Genomic DNA, 17,705 nt, shown 5'->3' with positions numbered 1-17,705 from the left:
CGGTGTTTCCGGTCCATGACAGAACAACTGACGGCGAGCGGTTATTCCACCTGAGGCGGCAAACAGGCGTGGCTGCCCCGAAGCAAACGTTTGACGCACGCTGTACAATCCGCGAACTCCTTCACCCGCAGGAACGGTCAGTCAGCAGCCGGCGCGCCGGACGGTAACCCTGCTTCGAGCCAGTCAATCATGTCAACAGCAGATGTCGAGAATCTGCCCAGTCTTCTACCGGGCATGCTGCCGCGGCTCTGGGCATTCTCTCTGCGCCTGTGCGGGAACCAGCACGACGCCGAGGACCTGCTCCAGCGCGCGTGCGTGCGGGGGCTCGAACGTGCTCATCAATTGCAGCCCGGTACCTCGCCTCTGAGCTGGATGTTCTCCATCGTCCATTCCACCTGGCTCAACGAACTACGTGCGCGCAACGTGCGCAGCCGCTCGAGCATGGAGTGGGACGACAACTTTCTCGAAACCGTGCCCGACCCAGGGGCGCGCAATCCTGCCGACAGCGTGAGCGAGATCATCGCGGCGGTGGAGCGTCTTCCCGACGCGCAGCGCACCGTGATGCTGCTCGTGGCGGTCGAAGGGTTCAGCTATGCGGAGGCGGCCGAGGTGCTCGGCGTGCCGATCGGCACGATCATGAGCCGGCTCTCCCGCGCGCGCCAGACAATCGGTGCGCAATTCAGCGACCATGATACGTCTTCGGCACGATCGTCGAAAAACCAGCGAGCGGCGCAATGAAGATCGATGATGCCAGCCTGTTGGCTTATGTCGACGGTGAGTTGTCGGGCCCCGAGCGCGAACAGGTGGAAAAGGCGATCCGCGAATCGGAAGACCTCGCGTCCCGCGTGTCGATGCTGCGCGCCTCGCAACTGCCTTATCGGCATGCGTTCGAACAGCAGGCGTTGCCGCCCATGCCGGAATCGCTGGGCCGTAGCGTCGACGCGTTGATCCGTCAGCATGTGGAGCGCGAGAGCGCCGAGCGGAGCGCGAGCGCTGACGCGGCAGAAGCGGCAGAAGCGGCAGAAGCGGATAACTCGCGCGGCACCGAAGAACAGCCTGGCGACAATGTGCGGCCGCTAAGGCCTCGGACGAAGTCGCGGCAATGGCTGTCGCTGCCGCAGTGGCCCACGTGGCCGAAGCTCGCGGTGGCGTTCGTCGCGGGCGCGTTCTGCTGCGGCCTCGCGCTGCGGCTCGTGCCGCAACTGGCCGGTGGCGGCGGCGCGCTCACCACGGCCTCTGACGACTCGGGCATGACGCCGTGGATCAAGGCGGCGGCCGGTTATCAGAAGCTGTACACACGGGACACGGTCGCTCTGCTGCAACCCGACATGAGCACCACGGCGACGACCGTTGCAGACATCCAGCAGGTGGATGAGCTGCCCGTACGGATTCCCGATTTGCGCAGCCAGGGGCTGACTTTCAAGCGCGTCCAGCGGCTGCGCTTTCATGGCAAGCCACTGGTGCAGATCGTCTATTTGCCGGAGAAGGGCGACCCGGTCGCGCTGTGCGTGCTGAAAGAACCGAAGGCGGATGCAGCGCCGTCGAACGCGAAAGCCGAAGGCATGAAGGTGGTCGCGTGGCGGCGCGGCGAGGTGGGCTATGCGCTGATCGGCACGCCAGGTACAGTCGATCTCGATGCGCTCGGCAGGCAGCTTTACGATGGCCGGGTATCCGCGACCGTCGGCGACAACCGCACCGGCACCGATGTCCAGCAGAGTTGAGCGCAACCTTAGCGGTTCGATGTGCGTGACGAGTCGCGCCGCATTCGCTGGTCACGCGCCGCTCGGGCACGCCGCGTTGAAGCGCACGCGCCGCCGGCCGCATAACGCATGAGGTTCGGCTACTTGCGCGATCAGCCGGCGCGGCCGCGATCATCGCGTCGCACATTGCGCGCGTTGCGCTCGTTCGCCGTATGCGCGATACCCGCGGCGCTCGCCGCTGTGTTCCTTTCTTGCGTGGGCTGGCTTTCTCCACGGCTGAACGCGCGGCGCATCGTCAATGCATTCGAGGCGACGACCACGCCGCACCCCGGTTTCAGGCGCAATCACGCGAAAGGAATTTGCGTGACCGGCCACTTCGACAGCAACGGAGACGGCGCGCTGCTCTCACGTGCCAGCGTGTTTGCGAAGGGGCGTTATGCGGTTGTCGGACGCTTGTCGATACCCGGCGGCGATCCCGGTGAGGACGACGCCGCCGCCACGGTGCGCAGCCTCGCGCTGCGCATGACGCTGCCGCGCGGCGAGGAGTGGCGTCTTGCGATGAACTCCACGCCTGTGTTCCCGGTGCGCACGCCTCAGGCGTTGCTCGAGCAGTTGCAAGCGGATGCGCGCGATCCGCGCACGGGCCGCCCCGATCCGGCGAAGATGCAGGTGTTCCTCGACAGTCATCCCGAGGCCCGCGCTTTCAGGCGTTTTATCGAGCAGCATCCGCCGTCGTCGGGCTACGACAATGCCACGTACTACGGCATCAGCGCGTTCCAGACTATCGACGCGCACGGTATTCGTCGCTTCGTTCGGTGGGAAGTGGTGCCGGACAAGCCTTATCGTGCCGTCGATGCCGGCGATCTGCGCGATCCGGATTTTCTGTTCTACGATCTGTCGAAAAGTCTGCGCAAGGGGCCGTTGCGCTGGCATCTGTTTATGAACGTCGCCATGCCCGGCGACACGACCGACGACTCCACGCGGCAATGGGTGAGTTCGCCGCGCCGGCCGAGAATCGACGCAGGCACGCTCGTGATAGATCGCGCGCAAACGCAGATCGACGGTGCGTGCCGCGATCTTGCTTTCGATCCAACGGTTTTGCCGGACGGCATTGCGCCTTCCGCCGATCCGCTGCTTGCCGCACGATCCGCCGCCTATGCCGTGTCCCTGCAGCGCCGCACGAGTGAAGAAGCGGCGGCGCGGGCCCGCGCACATTGACGCGCGCACTGCCTCGGGTGGGAACGCACCGCCAGTACGGTTATCATGGAAGCCTTCGGCAGCACGGGCGTTCGTGCCCGCCGTGACGCCACTCACTCATTCACACAGCCCTTTCTCTCCTTAGCCTATCGTCCAATGAAGCCCGACGACAGCCAACTGATCGCGTATGCCGACGGCGAACTCAGTGCTCGCGAAGTGGCATCGGTCGAGAGCGCGCTCGCGCAATCCGCCGATCTGAGAGAGAGCGTGGCGTTGCTGCGAGCGTCGCGGCTTCCTTATCGCGAAGCGTTCGCGGCGCAGAAATTGCCGCCGCTGCCTGACGAACTCCGGCGCCGGATCGAGTCGATGGCGCAGGCCGCGGGGCCGCAGGCATCGAGCACTCCCGCGCCGCAAGCACAGCGTTCGCAGCGCCGCGTGTGGCTTGCCGCCGCTTTCATTGCGGGCGCTTTTTGCGCGGGCCTCGTGCAGCATCTTGGCGGATGGCCCGGCGCGTCCGGCAATCGCGGAGTCTCCACGGCGGCCGTCCAGACGCGCTCGTGGATCAGCGTCGCGGTCGACTATCAGCGCATGTACACGCGCGAGACGGTCGCCAGTATCGTTCCCGATGGCGCCGCTGCCGCCCGCACTGTCGATGCGATTCGCAAGGTCGACGGCATCCGCTTGCGTATGCCCGATCTGCAGGCGGCGGGGCTATCGTTCAAGGCGGTGGAGCGGTTGCGCTATAACGGCAAGCCGCTCGTCCAGATGGTGTATCTCCCCGAGCATGGCATGCCGGTGGCGCTGTGCGTGATGAAGGATTCGCGCCCTGACGAGTCCATCGCCCAGCGCGAGATGGACGGTATGAACGTCGTTTCGTGGCGGCAGAACGAACTGTCCTATGCGCTGATCGGCAAGCCCGATTCCGCCGACTCCGCCGATTTGCCGGCCATCGCCCGGCAGATATCGAACGGCAATGTCGACGATATGTTCTCCGGGCTCGACGCATCGTCGCGGCACGGGCGTGGCACGCGGCCATTCATCCAGGCACGAACGGGCTGAGTTGAGCCGCCGCGGCGAACATCCGCGTGAATTGATCCAGCGCGGGCAGCGTGTCGCGTCCGCTGCGCGTGATCCGGTAGAACGAAAATTCCACCTCTGGCCGGATCACGTCGATGCGCACCTGATAGTGCCGGCAGATGTGTTCGCAGAACGACGGCATGATCGCAACGCCCAGTCCTTCGTGAGCCATCGCGACCGCGGTCTGCAAATGGCCGACAACCGTACGCCGGCCCGCCGTCACTTCTTCTTTCGACAACGACGCTTCGATCAGACGCTGCAACGGGTTCTCCTTCGGCAGGGTAATGAGCGGCAACCCTTCGAGCGCGCGCCATTGCACTCCGTCGCGCGGCACCTTGCCGATGCCATGCGCTCCTTCCACGGGCGACGAGACCACGACGAGCCGCGTCGGAAAGATAGGCACGCGGTCTATCCCGGACAACTGCGAGAAGAAGATGCCGTACGCCGCATCGAGATCGCCGTCCTCGACCATCTTCAGAAGCTCGCCGGGAGGACGGTCGACGAGTTCGATCTGCGCTTGCGGACTCGTCTCGGCGAAACGCGCAAGCACTTGCGGCATCAGACTCGCGGCGATCATCGGCGTGCAGCCGAGCAGCAGCGACGCCTGCTTCTGCCGGCCGAGTTCGTTGAGTTCGACGACGGATTTTTCAAGCGTGTCGACGATCTTCATCGCCGTTGGATAGAACAGGTGACCCGCCTCCGTGAGCGCAACCGTGCGCGTGGTGCGTTCGAACAGCCGGCAATCGAGCTGGGTCTCGAGCTCGCGGATGATCGCGCTCAGCGCCGCCTGACTCAGATGCAAGCTCTGCGCGGTCTTCGTGAAGCTCGACGCGTTCGCCACGCCGAGAAAGACCTTCAGTTGTTTCAGGGACAGATTCATGCGGCGGTCCTGTGGGAAGGGCACGAGAGGGCTGCCGGGATTCTATCGCCGCGCTCGGGTATCCGCGACCGGGACAACACCCGATCGCCCCTTACATGTCCATGACGATGCGACGGCGCCGTTGCGCCGCACCTGTCATGCAAACGCGTATCGCCCCTCCTCGTCGCGGACGATGGCGCGGGTTGCCGCCGTGTCTTCGAGCCAGCGCACGATCTCGCGGCCATCGCGCGTTCCTGTCGCGGACATGAGTTCGGTGAAACGCTTCGGACCGTGCTCGAGTGCGGCTTGCAGCGAATGGAAACGCGCGCCCGTCAGAACCGGCGGCGTGGGAACGCGATGTTCGAGATCGCGCTGTTCGCCGGGGCGCAAGAGCGGCAGCGTCAGGTCGAAGCCGAGTTTGGCGGTGACCGTTGCGCCGGCGAGCGACGGGTCCAGCGGCATCGCGCGCATGCCGCCATGCATCACCATATCGCGGTCCGCCTGGAAGCGCGTGGCGAGCGCCCAGTCCATCTGCTCGTCCGAGAAGATATCGATGTCGGGGTCGACCACGAAAACATGCTTGACGTTGGCAAGCGACGCGAACACGGCCGCGATCGCGTTGCGCGCTTCGCCAGGCACACGCTGTTGCATCGCGACCCGCACGTTGAACATGCCGCCCGTCGCGGGACTCGCGTACACCGCCCTGATCTCGCGCACGGCCGTTTCCAGCGCGCGCCATACGGTGACTTCGGTGCGCAGCGCGGCCAGTTGCGCGGTATCGGTGCGCGCCATCGTGCGGCCGCCGATCGTGCAGGTCTGGAACACAGCGTCTTTGCGATGCGTGATCGCAGTCAGATGAAACACCGGGTTGGTCTTGATGCCGCCGTAATAGCCGAGGAATTCGCCATAGGGTCCTTCAGGCTCCGCGTGGCCGCGCTCGTCGAGATAGCCTTCGAGAATGAACTCCGCGTCGGCCGGCACCAGCAGATCGCTGGTGACGCATTTGACGACGCCCATCGGCGCGCCGCGCAACGCGGCAACCAGCTCGAGTTCGTCGGCGGGAATGCGCATCGTTGCACCAACGTGATCGATGGGGTGCGTGCCGACGGCGAAAGCGATCGGCAGCCGCTCGCCGCGCTTCGAATGTGCGAGCGAGATCGCGCGCAGATCGGACGGCGCCACGAGATCGATTCCGGCGGTGCGGCGCCCGCGCAGCATCAGCCGGCGAATGCCGACGTTGGTCCAGCCCGTGTCGGGGTCGACCGCGAAGTCGATCGACGCCGAGATATACGGCGCGCCGTCCAGATCGTGTTGCAGATGAACGGGCAGCGCCGTGAAATCGCAATCGTCGCCGGTCAGGACCACTTGCTGAACGGGTGCCTGTGCGCGGCTCACTTCGACGAGCTTGCCCTTCGTGCGCAAACGGTCGCGCACGACTTCGAGCAACTGGCCGGGTGTCGTGTCGAACGCTTTGGCAAGGCGCGAGCGGCTCGCCGCCCACGCTGCCCGCGAGCGGCACGCTGCCGCCCGCCGGTTGCGCGAACCAGACGGCGCGCGGATTGCCTTCCATGATCGCGGCGATATCGGCCAGATCGACGGGCTCGCTGCGTCTATCGAGTTCGGTTTCGTCGAGCGAGTCGAGAAAGCGGCGCAGCCGGAAGCGCTCCAGGTCGGGCAGTTCCGCGCCTTGCGCGGTGGAAGCGATGGTGGTCTTCGGTCTCAATGTCGTGTCCTTGTGCGAGGGGCGGCGCGCGGCCCTCAGAAGCGGGCTGACAGCGCAGTGGCTGCAAGATGGGCGGCAAAGCCGCTCGAAGCCGCGGCGGGCATCTCCGGAGCGAGATGCAGGAACTGCTTGACGGCGCGCAGCGTGACGGCGCTGCAGCCGAGCAGCGTTTCGGTGAGCGCCCCGGCTTCGGCGTCGAGCGAGGCGGATGCAACGACGCGGCTCACGAGCCCCGCCGCCAGCGCTTCGTGCGCGGAGAGCCGCGCGCGGCTCAGCACCATGTGTGCAACTGTCTTGACGGGAACGCGTCCGATCAGCGCCGACATGACGAGCGTCGGCGGAATGTCGCGCTCCATCTCGGGGATCTGAAACACGGCGTCCTCGGCGGCAAGCGCGACATCGCAAACGCCCGCGAGCGCGCAGCCCACGCCGATCGCCTCGCCGCGCACGACCGACAGCACCGGCACACGCACCGCCTTCAGCGCATCGTAGAGCGCGAGCGGCGGCGCGGCGACGACGCGGCGCAGCGTTTCCGCCGACGGCTTCGCGCCTGCCGGCGGCATCGGCGACTGGCGTCCTTTGCAGAAGTCCTTGCCGCTCGTGACAATGCGCACGAGCTTGGTGTCGTCGTCGATCGTGGTCAGGGCGGCGATGATCGCATCGCTCATCGCCTGGTCGATCAGGTTGCCGTTCTCAGGACGGTCGAGCACGACTTCGAGCAACGCGCCCTCACGGCGGATAGTCACGGATTCAGTCGACATGAGCGCCTCCTTGCGCGCGGTGTATGTATTCCCAGATCACCCTGGGCGTGGCCGGCATCGCGAGTTCGTCGCTGCCGTAGTCGCGCAGCGCGTCGGCCAGCGCGTTGAAAATGGTGGCCGTAGCCGGCGTGATGCCGCTTTCTCCACCGCCTTTCACTCGCAGCGGATTGCCCTGCGTCGGATCTTCCGTCAGCTCCACGTTGAGCGGCGGAATCACGCCGGCGCGCGGCACGCCGTAGTCCATGTAGGAGCCGGTCAGCACCTGGCCGGTTTGGCGATCCATGTAGAAGCCTTCCGAGAGCGCCTGGCCGATTCCCTGCGCGAGGCCGCCATGCACCTGGCCTTCGACGATCAGCGGATTGATCGGCTGCCCCACGTCGTCCACCGACGTGTAGTTCACCAGCTCGACCGCGCCGGTGTCGGGGTCCACTTCGAGTTCGCAGACGGCCGCGCCGGTCGGATGGGCGGGCACGCGCGTGCTGACTTCCGCGTGGGCGTGCAGCTTTTTCGCCGATGGGTCGCCTGGCAGGCCGTCTTTCGCCACATGCTGCGCGATCCCGGCAAGGCTCACTCGACGGCCGCTCGCGGGCGCGGTGAATTGCGCGTCGGCGAATTCGACGCTCGCTGCGTCCACATCGAGCAAGACCGCGGCGACGCGCTTGCCGGCGGCAATGATCTGTTGCGCGGTATCCACGAGCAGCATGCCGCCGAGCCGCATCGTGCGGTCCGAGTGACTGCCGCCGCCGACGCTCACGAACGCGGTATCGCCCGTGCGCAGCTTGACGGCTTCCATCGGCACGCCGAGATGATGCGCGACCACCTGCGCGAACGTGGTTTCGTGTCCCTGGCCGGTCGACTGCGTGCCCGACACGATATCGATGCCGCCGTCGGCGCGCACCGTCAATTCGATGCGCTCACGCGGCGCGCCCACCGGCGATTCGATGTAGTTCGCAAGGCCGATGCCGCGCAGCCGTCCCTGTGCGCGCGACTGCTCGCGGCGCTTCGCGAAGCTGTCCCATTGCGCGAGCGTCAGCGCGCGCGCCATGTTGCGCGCAAAATCGCCGCTGTCGTATGTGAGACCCATCGGGCTGCGATACGGAAGCCTGTCTCGCGGCACCAGATTGCGCCGGCGAATCTCCGCGCGATCGATACCTAAGCCGGCGGCCGCAAGATCGAGCATACGTTCGATCACATGCGTCGCTTCGGGGCGGCCCGCGCCGCGATACGGCGCCGTGGGCACGGTGTTGGTCAGGACCGCGCTCACATGCACGGCGGCCACCGGTACGTCGTAGACGGTCGTCATGATGCGCGTGCCGTTCGACATCGGCACATACGAGACCGTGTGGGCGCCGACGTTGCCGATCCACTCGTTGTCGATGGCGAGCATGCGGCCGTCTTTCGAGAAACCGATTGTCGAGCGGATGATCGCGTCGCGCCCCTGGTAGTCCGACAGAAACGCTTCGCTGCGATCGCTCGTCCATTTGACCGGGCGTCCGATGCGGCGCGCGGCCCATACGACGGCAAGCTGTTCGACATAGATGAACGAGCGCGGCCCGAAGCCGCCACCGGTATCCGGGCATACCACGCGCACGTTCGCCGGCGGCACTTTCAGCGCCGCGGCGAGGCAAAGCTGCTGGCGCACCGCGCCCTGACTGCCGGAGATCAGCGTGTAGACGCCGGTTGCCGCGTCGTACGCGCCGATCGCGCTGCGCGGCTCCATCTGGCAATTGACGAGCCGGCTGTGATGAAACTCGCGGCGCACGACATGATCCGCTTTGGCGATGATCGCGCGCGCGGCGTCACGATCGCCGATCTGGGTCTGGAAGCACAGATTGCCCGGCGCGCCATCCCAGAGTTGCGGCGCACCGTCCTGCATCGCGTCGTTGCCGTTGATCACAGCGTCGAGCACGTCGTAGTCCACGTCGATCAGCTCGGTCGCGTTGCGCGCCTGCAGCGGCGTCTGCGCGATCACCATCGCGATCGCTTCGCCCACATGGCGCACCCGGTCGACCGGCAGCGGGAGATGGGGCTGATTGAAGATCGAGCCGGTCAGCGAGGTGAGGAAAGCCTTCTTCGCCGCGTCGATGGCATCGACGGGATTCGGCACATGGTCGACGCCCTGGAAGCCGTCGTCGAGATAATCCTGGCCCACCAGTACCGCGATCACGCCGGGCGCTTCGCGGGCGGCGGCGATGTCGATCGAACGCAGCACGGCGTGCGCATGGGGCGAGCGCAGAAACGCCGCATGCAACTGTGCGTCGACGTGAATGTCGTCTGTGTACTGGCCGTTGCCGGTGACGAAGCGCTGGTCTTCGACGCGAGGTATCGGTTTGCCGATCATGACGAGTGAGCCTCCGTCCTGGCGAACGGCGCATCCGGATACATTTCGCGAGCCGCGTGGCGAACGGCCTCGATGATGTTCACATAGCCCGTGCAGCGGCAGATGTTGCCCTCCAGCGCATGAGCGATGCTCGCCTGGTCGAGCGCCGGCTCTTGGCGCAGATAGAAGGCGCTTGCCATGATCATGCCCGGCGTGCAGAACCCGCATTGCAGACCGTGGCACTGAACGAAAGCAGCCTGCACCGGGTGCAGCTTGCCGCCGCACGTTGCGTTGAGACCTTCGACCGTGACGACCTGGCCGCCGCTCGCCTGCGCGGCCAGCACGGTGCACGACTTGACGGCCTGACCGTCGAGAAGCACGGTGCACGCGCCGCACTGGCTCGTATCGCAACCCACGTGCGTGCCCGTGAGGCGCAATTGCTCGCGCAGGAATTCGACCAGCAGCGTGTTGTCGGGCACGTCGCGCGCGACGTCCGCGCCGTTCACCTGCAATTGGACATCAACCATGATTCACCTGTGTTTCCGGTTCTTGCGCTCATTGCGCGGCCTGGCTCGCTGCGCTCAGCGTCGCGTTGAAGCGTTTGAAGAATTCGGCGGCGAGCTTGTTCGCCACGGACGTAACAAGCCGCGAGCCGATCTGCGCGAGCTTGCCGCCGACCTGCGCGTCGGCCACGTAGGTGAGCAGCGTGCCGTCTTCGGCATCGGCGAGCGTCACGGTCGCGGTCATCTTGCCGAAGCCCGCGATACCGCCTTCGCCCTGGCCTACGATCCGGTAGCCGCTCGGCGCATCGCGATCCGACAGTTCGAGGGTGCCCTTGAAGCGCGCCTTGACGGGCCCGACCGACGCCACCACCACCGCCTTGTAGCGGTCTTCGCTTTCGGCCTCGAACGATTCGCAACCAGGTATGCATTCCTGCAGCACGGCTGCGTCGTTGAGTCCTTGCCAGACCTGTTCGCGCGATGCCGCGATGGTTTGCGATCCAGTAAATTCCATTCTTGTCTCCTCGATGAGCGTCCGCTGTGACGACGCAGTTACGACGCAAGCAGCGCCTGCAGTGCGCGGCGGGTATAGGTTTCGATCAGATGAGCGCGATACGGCGCGGACGCGTTGTCGTCGTCGGGGAGCGTATTGCGGTCGATGCAAAGCGACGCGAGCGCCGCGTGCGAAAGGTCCTGCTGCAAGGCGTTTTCCGCATCGAACCAGCGGAACACCGACGCGCCCGCGCCCGTCACGGCGACGCGGATCGTATCGTCGTACTGGGCGATGAAGACGCCGGCCACCGCGTAGCCGGACGCGGGATGCCGGTACTTGGCGTAGGCCGCGCGCAGCGGAATCGCAAATTCGATTGCGGTCACGAGTTCGTCAGCGTGCAGCGCGGTCTCGAAGGTATCCACGAAGAATTCGTCGGCGGGAATGCGCCGTTGCGACGACGTGACGACGTGCGCATTCAGACCGAGCACGGCGGCGGGGTAGTCGGCGGCGGGATCGTTGTTGGCGACCGAGCCGCCCAGCGTGCCGCGGTTGCGCACCTGCGGATCGGCGATCACGCCAGCCAGGCTGGCAAGCGCCGGAATCGCGCCGCGCACGACGCTCGACGCCGCAACCTCGGCGTGTTTGCTCAGCGCGCCAATGCGTAAAACGCTGCCGCGCACTTCGATGCCACGCAGCGCGTCGATGCGCGTGAGATCGATCAGATGCGAGGGCGCGGCGAGGCGCTGCTTGAGGGTGGGAATCAGCGTCATGCCGCCCGACAGCGGCCGCGCTTCTTCATGCTCGCGCAGCCAGCCGACGGCTTCGTCAAGCGATGCGGCGCGCAGATAGGTGGTCTCGTACATGGTGTCTCCTGCATCGCGCGCATTGTGTTGGCGCGCGTGCCTGACTGCTTAGCGCGGTCCGTTAAGGCTCCGAGAGCCAGTTTTCGAGTGCGGTCGCCAGCGCCACCGGCACTTCGTTCATTGCGTAATGCCCTGCATTGGTCAAGGTTTCGACGGCGGCGTTCGGATACCACGTCAGCCACGTGCGCGCCGTCAGCTCCGCCGTGATGGCCGGGTCGTGTTCGCCCACGAAGAGTTTCACCGGCGTGGGATTGCCTTCCACCTGTGCGGCAAAGTCGCCGGTGGCCCAATGCGGCAGATAGGCCGCGAAAGCCTCGCGGCGCGATTCGCGCGCCGATTGCTGGGCGAGGTGCGCGCTCCATCGTGCGGCGAGCCGGCTGCCCGTCGAAAAGTGGATGATGCCCGCGCGCCTCGTCACGTCGCCGATTGCAGCGGCAAACATCGCGAGACGCGTGTCGTCCATGCGCGAGCCGCACGCGGGAACGGCCGACACCCCCGCCATCTTCACGATGCGCCTGGGCGCCGCCAGCATCGCCCGCTGCATCGCCATGCCGCCCATCGAGTGGCCGATCAGGCTGAAGCGCTGCCAGCCAAGATGGTCCGCGAGCGCAAGTACGTCGCTTGCCACTTCGTCGAAGGTGAATTCGCCGTCTTTGTCGCGCGAAAGCCCGTAGCCGCGATAGTCGAAGAACGCGTAGCTGAAGCGCTCGGGATCGAGTGCGGGCGTGAGCGCGTTCCAGTCGGCCGAACTGCCGAACCAGCCGTTCAGCGCGATGACTTTATGCGGGCCGCCGCCGAACTGCGCGAAGCCGTTGAGCGTCGTCATGGTTCAGTGTTCTCCGTGCGGCAGTGCGTTTGGCGCGTGCGGATACGGTGCGTGCGGATACGGCAACGCCGGCGCGATGCGCGCGCGGCACTCGCCGAAGCCGATCGACACTGCACCGGGCGCGCTCGCACGCGCACTCAGCACGATCTCGTCGCCGTCTTCGAGCGCGATGCGCGATTCGCCGCTGGGCAGCGCAAGCGGCTTCTTGCCCGCGTCGGTCAGTTCGGTCAGACAGGCGCGCGATTCATCGCTCGCACCGGAGATCGTGCCGCTGCCGAGCAGGTCGCCCGTGCGCAGGTTGCAGCCGTTGCTCGTGTGATGCGCGACCATCTGCGCAAACGTCCAGTAGAGATTGTCCAGATGCGTGTGCGTGATTCGCACGGGCTCGATGTGGTCGCGCCGCATCGCAGCCGTGGACAGTTGTGCGAACAACTGCAGGTCCAGACCGCCGCTTTGCTGGTCCTGCACGCCGCGAAGATGCGGCAGGATCGCCGGATCGCCGGCGGCGCGTGCGGGCGCCGCCTTGCGAAACGGGGCGAGCGCTTCGTCGGTGACGATCCAGGGCGAGATGCTCGAATGAAAGCTCTTTCCAAGGAACGGCCCCAGTACCTGCTCGAACCATTGAATGCTCTTCGCCGACCAGTCGTTGAGCAGACAGTAACCGAAGATGTGCGCGCGGGCGTCGTCAATCGGAATGGCTTGCGTCAGCGGGTTGCCGCGGCCGATCACGGCAGCCAGCTCCAGTTCGAAGTCGAGCATCGGCGCGGGCCCGAAACACACGCGGCCTTCCGCGTCGCGATACTGGCCGTACGGGCGCCGCACTTCGCCGCCACTCACGCGAAGCGACGAAGCCCGGCCGTGATACGCGATCGGCAGCGATTTGAACGCGGCCGGCAGCGGATCGGCGAGGCCCTTGTAGCGGCCGTGGCGCTCGGTGTGATGAAGCGACGTCAGAAAGTCGGTGTAGTCGCCGATCGTGCACGGCAGTGTCAGTTGCACATCGTTCATGTGCGGCAGCACGGCGTCGATCGACGATTCGAGCCGCGAGCGTGCGGGCGCGTTCTGCGCGAGCAGCGCCGACAGTGCGCCGCGCAACGCGCTCACATGGCGGGCGTCGAGCGCCATTAGCGCGTTTAGCGTGCCGTCGCGAACCGACGCGCAGGCGAGCGCCGCGTCGCCTTCCAGCAGCGCCATGTCGTGCAGCGCGCGCAAATCGACGATGCGATTGCCGATTGCGACGCCGATGCGCAATTCGCCGCCGCGCACGAATGCGCCGAACGGCAGGTTTTGAATGGGGAAATCCGCGTTGCCGGCGTTCGCCGATTCGATCCAGCTGCGCCGCGCCGGATCGTGCGTGGAATTGAGCGCGCTCATGCGGGGCGTGTCTCCGATACTGCCTTGTTCTTTTCAGCGGTCCAGGCGTCGAGCACCGGCCGAGCCCGCATTCTATAACCCACGAGTTCTTCGGCGGGCGCGACGGGCACCGTTAGTTCGACACGCAAGCCGTTCGGGTCGAAAAAATAGATCGAGCGGACGAAGTGATGATCGGTGACGCCGAGCACCTCGACGCCATTGTGGGTCAGCCGCGCTTTCATCGTTTCCAACTGTCCGAGCGTTGCCAGGCGCAGCGCGATGTGATTGACCCACGCGGGCGTATTCGGCGAGGCAAGCGCGGCGGTTCCATCGCCGAGATCGAAGAAGGCGATGTTCGAGCCGTCCGCCATTTCGAAGAACAGATGCACGTAGGGACAATATTCGCCGGTGCTCGGCACGCGGTCCAGGCGGATGACGTGCACGAGCGGCAGACCGAGAATGTCTTCGTAGAAGTGACGCGTTTCCTCTGCGTCGCGGCAGCGCCACGCAAAATGATGCAGGCCGAGCACCGGCGCTGGAGGATCGAGATGGATGGACACAGTGTCTCCTGGTATTGCTGGATCGTACGGGGCAGCGTCGCGCGAAAACCCGGTGCGGGTCAGACTTCGATCGCGTCGACGTTGTATTCGAACAGCCAGTTGTAGCGCTCCTTCACGCGCTCCTCGCTCCACTCGCGGTCCACATAGGCGGCTGCGCCTTCCGCATGGGCAAGCTGCGGATTGTGAAAGCGCGTCGCGTTGGCCGCCGAACCGCGCACGACTTTCGCGGTGCGTTCGAGCCGCAGCGCCTCATAGCGTTGCAGTGCCTGCGGCACGTCGTGCGTATAGCGTTCGAGACAGCGCGCGAGCAGATAGCCGTCTTCGATCGCCATGCCGGCGCCTTGCGCGAGAAACGGCAACGTCGGATGACAGGCATCGCCGAGCAGCGTCGCGTGGCCCTGGCTCCAGCGGGCCATCGGCTCGCGCACCATCAATGCCCATTTATACGGAATGTCGATCGCGCAAATCAGCGTGCGCACATCTTCGTGCCAGCCTTCGAAGTCGGCGAGACATTCGTCGAGCGTGCCGCGTTCGGACCATGATTCGACTTGCCAGCCCGACTTCTCGATCGCGCCGACGAAGTTCACCAGACCGTTGCCGCGCAGCGGATAGTGAATGACGTGCGCGCCGGGGCCGACCCAGTTCGCGCCGTAAGGCGAACGCAAGTGCTCCGGCAGCTTGCTCGCGTCGATCACGCCGCGCCATGCCATCACGCCCGAAAACACGGGCTCGTCAGGGCCGAAGAGCGCGTGCCGCACACGCGAATGCACGCCGTCCGCACCGATCAGCAGATCGCCTTCGCAGGTTTCGCCATTGACGGCCTGCACCAGCACCTTGCCGTTCTGTTGCGAGAAGCTCTCCACCTTATGGTTCAGGCGAATGGCGTCGGGTTTCATGGAGCGCACCACGTCGGCGAGTTTCTGATGCAGGTCGGCGCGATGCAGTGTGAAGTAGGGATAGCCGTAGGTCTCGCGCGATTGCGCGCCGAGATCGAACAGGCGCCATGTCTGGCCGGTGTTCCATAGACGCACGCGCTTGCCGAGCGGTTCGCACGCAAGGCCCTCGAGCGCATCGCCCGCGCCGAGCTGGAACAGCACGCGCGGTGGCGTTCGGGCTCAGTTGCACGCCGGCGCCGATCTCCTTGAGCGCCTGCGCCTGCTCGAACACCGTGACATCGAAACCTTTTTTCAATAATGCGGCTGCGGCCGTCAATCCGCCGATACCGGCGCCTGCAATAACTATCTTCATTCGACGATTCGACCTTTTTCGTAATGAGCGCTTTTATCGATCTTCGTTATGAATCGATCGATAATCTTTATAAGTAGCCAACGCGGTGAAATCGGGAATCACTTTAATTCAGCGAATCGCGCGAAAGAAGCAAATTAATCCGAATGGATCATCACTGAAATTTGATAATCGGAACAGGCGCTGTGACAAGGGCGCGGTGGCCCTGAACGGGAGAGACGGCGGCACGCCTACATGCCCCAGCGCTGCACCGTGGCGGCGTCCAGCCCGAACAGGTCGAGCACGCGGCCGAGCGTGTGATCGACCATGTCGGTCAGCGATTCGGGGTTCGCGTAGAACGCGGGCACGGGCGGATAGACGATGGCGCCGGACTCCGTTACCGCCGTCATGCTGCGCAGATGGCCGAGGTGCAGCGGTGTCTCGCGCACCATCAGCACGAGGCGGCGGCGCTCCTTCAACGTGACGTCCGCGGCGCGCGAAAGCAGGCCGCTGGTCATGCCCGTGGCGATTTCCGACAGCGTCTTGATCGAGCAGGGCGCGACGATCATGCCCATCACCGGGAACGATCCGCTCGAGATCGACGCGCCGATATCGGTGTTGGAATGGCAGACGCTCGCCATCGCGCGGATGTCGGCGACGCTGAAGTCCGATTCGTGAGCGAGCGTCACCTGCGCCGAGCGGCTCATCACCAGGTGCGTTTCGATTTCGAGCTTGCGCAGCAGTTGCAGGAGCCGCACGCCGTATATGACGCCCGACGCGCCGCTGATTCCAACCACCATGCGCCGCGGCAGCATGCCTCTTATATCCATACGAGTCTCCAGACGCAGGTTCTTAATGCCGACGCGGCGGATGGTAGCACCGGGTTCTGGCTAATAGAAGCGTGGGCGCCAATTAATCGTGCTTGCCTGGTATTTTCACCGACCATTAAAAGCTTTATTCGTTTTGTTCGATGAGTTGATAAATAATTCACGATTCAAAAGCCTAAATCCATTCGCTACACTCCCGGCAACATCTGGAAGACGGCAGCGAACCGCGCAGCAGACCGGCGCCTGTTACCCACATGGGGATCGGTCAGCAGACATGCGGCCGGCGACAAAAAAGACATTGGAGACATGGGTTGAAAACGACGAGTCTGTTCTCAGGTGCGTGCGCGTTGGTGCTGGGGTGCCCCGCGTTCGCACAGTCATCGGTGACGCTCTACGGGAGCGTCGACGTGGGTGTCGATTTCGTGACGAACTCGCGCGGCGGGCATCTGTATCAGGAGTCGGCCGGCAAGCGCACGCCGGACCGTTTCGGCTTTCTCATCAAGGAAGACATTGGCGGCGGCAACGCGGTTTTCGCGCGGCTGGAGTCGGGTTTTCTCACCAACACGGGCACGCAGATCAATCCGGCCAGCTTCTTCAACCGGGACGCGTACGTGGGCATCACGAACAGCCGCTTCGGCTCGCTGAGTCTCGGCCATATCCCCGACTATGTGTACGAGTACGTGGGCGCGTTGAACAATTCGGTGCCGGGTATCTCGTCGTATTACACCGTGGGCAACCTGGACGGCCTCGCGAACACGCGCGCGCTCGACAACTCGGTGAAGTACGAATCGATCGACTACCGCGGCTTCCAGGCCGGTGCGATGAACGCCTTCGGCAACCAGACGAACTTCAGCGAAGGGCGTCAGTACAGCGTGGGTGCGCGCTACCAGAACGGCAGAGTCAAACTGGGCGCGGCGTATTCGATGTCGCACAACCGCACGGCCGACCTGTTCGGTATCTTCGGCGTGACCTCGGTACTCGGTCAGCGGCTCAAGCAGGGCACCCTGTTCAACGCCGACCGTTACAGCACGATAGCGGTCGGCGGCTCGGTGGTCGTGGGCGACTTCATTCCGCACGCCACCTTTACGGACGTGAAGCTCGAAGATCCGCAGGGCTCGGTGACGGAGCGCAACTATCAGGTGGGCGTCAACATCGACCTGAGCGGCGGCAAGCGCTTCTATGTGATGGGGATTTCGTACAACCGCTCCATGTTCGAGGGGCTGACGTACAACCAGTACAACCTGTTCATCACGCACTATCTGTCCAAGAGCACGCAGATCTATGCAGGCGTCGGCCTGCAACGGGCCTCGGGCACGAATGCGAAGGCGGAGCAGTTCGGCTATCAGCCGTCGAGTTCGAGTGCGCAGACGGTTGGACGTATCGGTATCAACCAGATGTTTTGACGTGACGCGGATGCCGTGT

General features: G+C 65.0%; 16 protein-coding genes and 1 pseudogene. 5 read left to right on the top strand and 12 right to left on the bottom strand.

What is annotated here, in order from left to right; translation table 11 throughout:
• Nucleotides 1–189: 189 nt before the first annotated feature.
• The 4 genes from ABIE53_RS19080 to ABIE53_RS19065 all read left to right on the top strand — a co-directional run bounded on the left by ABIE53_RS19080 (nt 190) and on the right by ABIE53_RS19065 (nt 3,956).
• Nucleotides 190–738, top strand: a complete 549-nt coding sequence (locus tag ABIE53_RS19080) for an RNA polymerase sigma factor (protein ID WP_006049756.1) — start codon at nt 190–192, stop codon at nt 736–738.
• Entirely contained in the window at nt 735–1,721 is a 987-nt protein-coding gene (locus ABIE53_RS19075; RefSeq protein ID WP_192699872.1) for an anti-sigma factor family protein, read from the top strand. Before ABIE53_RS19080 ends, ABIE53_RS19075 begins: the two co-directional genes overlap by 4 nt.
• Before the next feature lie 108 nt (nt 1,722–1,829).
• Nucleotides 1,830–2,918 carry a catalase family peroxidase gene (locus ABIE53_RS19070; RefSeq protein ID WP_310076332.1) on the top strand — a complete coding sequence of 363 codons (1,089 nt, stop codon included), beginning with the start codon at nt 1,830–1,832 and terminating at the stop codon, nt 2,916–2,918.
• A 135-nt stretch (nt 2,919–3,053) separates the two neighbouring features.
• Nucleotides 3,054–3,956: an anti-sigma factor family protein gene (locus ABIE53_RS19065; RefSeq protein ID WP_192699873.1), complete on the top strand. Its 903-nt coding sequence runs from the start codon at nt 3,054–3,056 to the stop codon at nt 3,954–3,956.
• Here the strand turns inward: ABIE53_RS19065 and ABIE53_RS19060 are convergent.
• The 12 genes and pseudogenes from ABIE53_RS19060 to ABIE53_RS19005 all read right to left on the bottom strand — a co-directional run bounded on the left by ABIE53_RS19060 (nt 3,934) and on the right by ABIE53_RS19005 (nt 16,286).
• Complete coding sequence (locus tag ABIE53_RS19060) at nt 3,934–4,854, bottom strand: LysR family transcriptional regulator (RefSeq protein ID WP_107709610.1); 921 nt, start codon at nt 4,852–4,854, stop codon at nt 3,934–3,936. The two genes, ABIE53_RS19065 and ABIE53_RS19060, sit on opposite strands and share 23 nt — an antisense overlap.
• 135 nt (nt 4,855–4,989) lie before the next feature.
• Nucleotides 4,990–6,279: a UbiD family decarboxylase gene (locus ABIE53_RS19055; RefSeq protein ID WP_376915855.1), complete on the bottom strand. Its 1,290-nt coding sequence runs from the start codon at nt 6,277–6,279 to the stop codon at nt 4,990–4,992.
• A 312-nt stretch (nt 6,280–6,591) separates the two neighbouring features.
• Nucleotides 6,592–7,317 carry an enoyl-CoA hydratase/isomerase family protein gene (locus ABIE53_RS19050; protein ID WP_192699874.1) on the bottom strand — a complete coding sequence of 242 codons (726 nt, stop codon included), beginning with the start codon at nt 7,315–7,317 and terminating at the stop codon, nt 6,592–6,594.
• Nucleotides 7,307–9,658: a xanthine dehydrogenase family protein molybdopterin-binding subunit gene (locus ABIE53_RS19045; protein ID WP_192699875.1), complete on the bottom strand. Its 2,352-nt coding sequence runs from the start codon at nt 9,656–9,658 to the stop codon at nt 7,307–7,309. Before ABIE53_RS19045 ends, ABIE53_RS19050 begins: the two co-directional genes overlap by 11 nt.
• The gene (locus ABIE53_RS19040) at nt 9,655–10,164 is read right to left on the bottom strand and encodes a (2Fe-2S)-binding protein (protein ID WP_006049748.1); all 510 of its coding nucleotides are present in this window, start codon (nt 10,162–10,164) and stop codon (nt 9,655–9,657) included. The genes ABIE53_RS19045 and ABIE53_RS19040 overlap by 4 nt, the downstream gene beginning before the upstream one ends.
• Nucleotides 10,165–10,192: 28 nt before the next feature.
• The gene (locus ABIE53_RS19035) at nt 10,193–10,651 is read right to left on the bottom strand and encodes an SRPBCC family protein (protein WP_006049747.1); all 459 of its coding nucleotides are present in this window, start codon (nt 10,649–10,651) and stop codon (nt 10,193–10,195) included.
• Nucleotides 10,652–10,689: 38 nt separating this feature from the next.
• Nucleotides 10,690–11,493: an FAD binding domain-containing protein gene (locus ABIE53_RS19030; RefSeq protein WP_192699876.1), complete on the bottom strand. Its 804-nt coding sequence runs from the start codon at nt 11,491–11,493 to the stop codon at nt 10,690–10,692.
• A 61-nt stretch (nt 11,494–11,554) separates the two neighbouring features.
• The gene (locus ABIE53_RS19025; protein ID WP_192699877.1) at nt 11,555–12,319 is read right to left on the bottom strand and encodes an alpha/beta fold hydrolase; all 765 of its coding nucleotides are present in this window, start codon (nt 12,317–12,319) and stop codon (nt 11,555–11,557) included.
• A gap of 3 nt (nt 12,320–12,322) precedes the next feature.
• Nucleotides 12,323–13,693, bottom strand: coding sequence for a fumarylacetoacetase (gene fahA / locus ABIE53_RS19020; RefSeq protein ID WP_192699878.1), 1,371 nt, complete (start codon nt 13,691–13,693; stop codon nt 12,323–12,325).
• On the bottom strand, nt 13,690–14,232 hold the full coding sequence (locus ABIE53_RS19015) for a VOC family protein (protein WP_192699879.1): 543 nt from the start codon (nt 14,230–14,232) through the stop codon (nt 13,690–13,692). The genes fahA and ABIE53_RS19015 overlap by 4 nt, the downstream gene beginning before the upstream one ends.
• 59 nt (nt 14,233–14,291) lie before the next feature.
• Nucleotides 14,292–15,480 (bottom strand): annotated as a pseudogene (locus ABIE53_RS19010) (FAD-dependent monooxygenase).
• A gap of 227 nt (nt 15,481–15,707) precedes the next feature.
• Nucleotides 15,708–16,286, bottom strand: a complete 579-nt coding sequence (locus ABIE53_RS19005; RefSeq protein WP_006049741.1) for a UbiX family flavin prenyltransferase — start codon at nt 16,284–16,286, stop codon at nt 15,708–15,710.
• A 308-nt stretch (nt 16,287–16,594) separates the two neighbouring features.
• On the opposite strand from ABIE53_RS19005, the gene ABIE53_RS19000 reads away from it, so the two are divergent.
• Nucleotides 16,595–17,686 carry a porin gene (locus ABIE53_RS19000; protein WP_192699881.1) on the top strand — a complete coding sequence of 364 codons (1,092 nt, stop codon included), beginning with the start codon at nt 16,595–16,597 and terminating at the stop codon, nt 17,684–17,686.
• Nucleotides 17,687–17,705 lie beyond the last annotated feature (19 nt).

The sequence above is a fragment of the Paraburkholderia sp. OAS925 genome, assembly GCF_040543975.1.
GTDB classification, from domain to species: Bacteria; Pseudomonadota; Gammaproteobacteria; order Burkholderiales; family Burkholderiaceae; genus Paraburkholderia; species Paraburkholderia graminis.
This window is presented reverse-complemented; position numbering and strand designations above follow the sequence as displayed.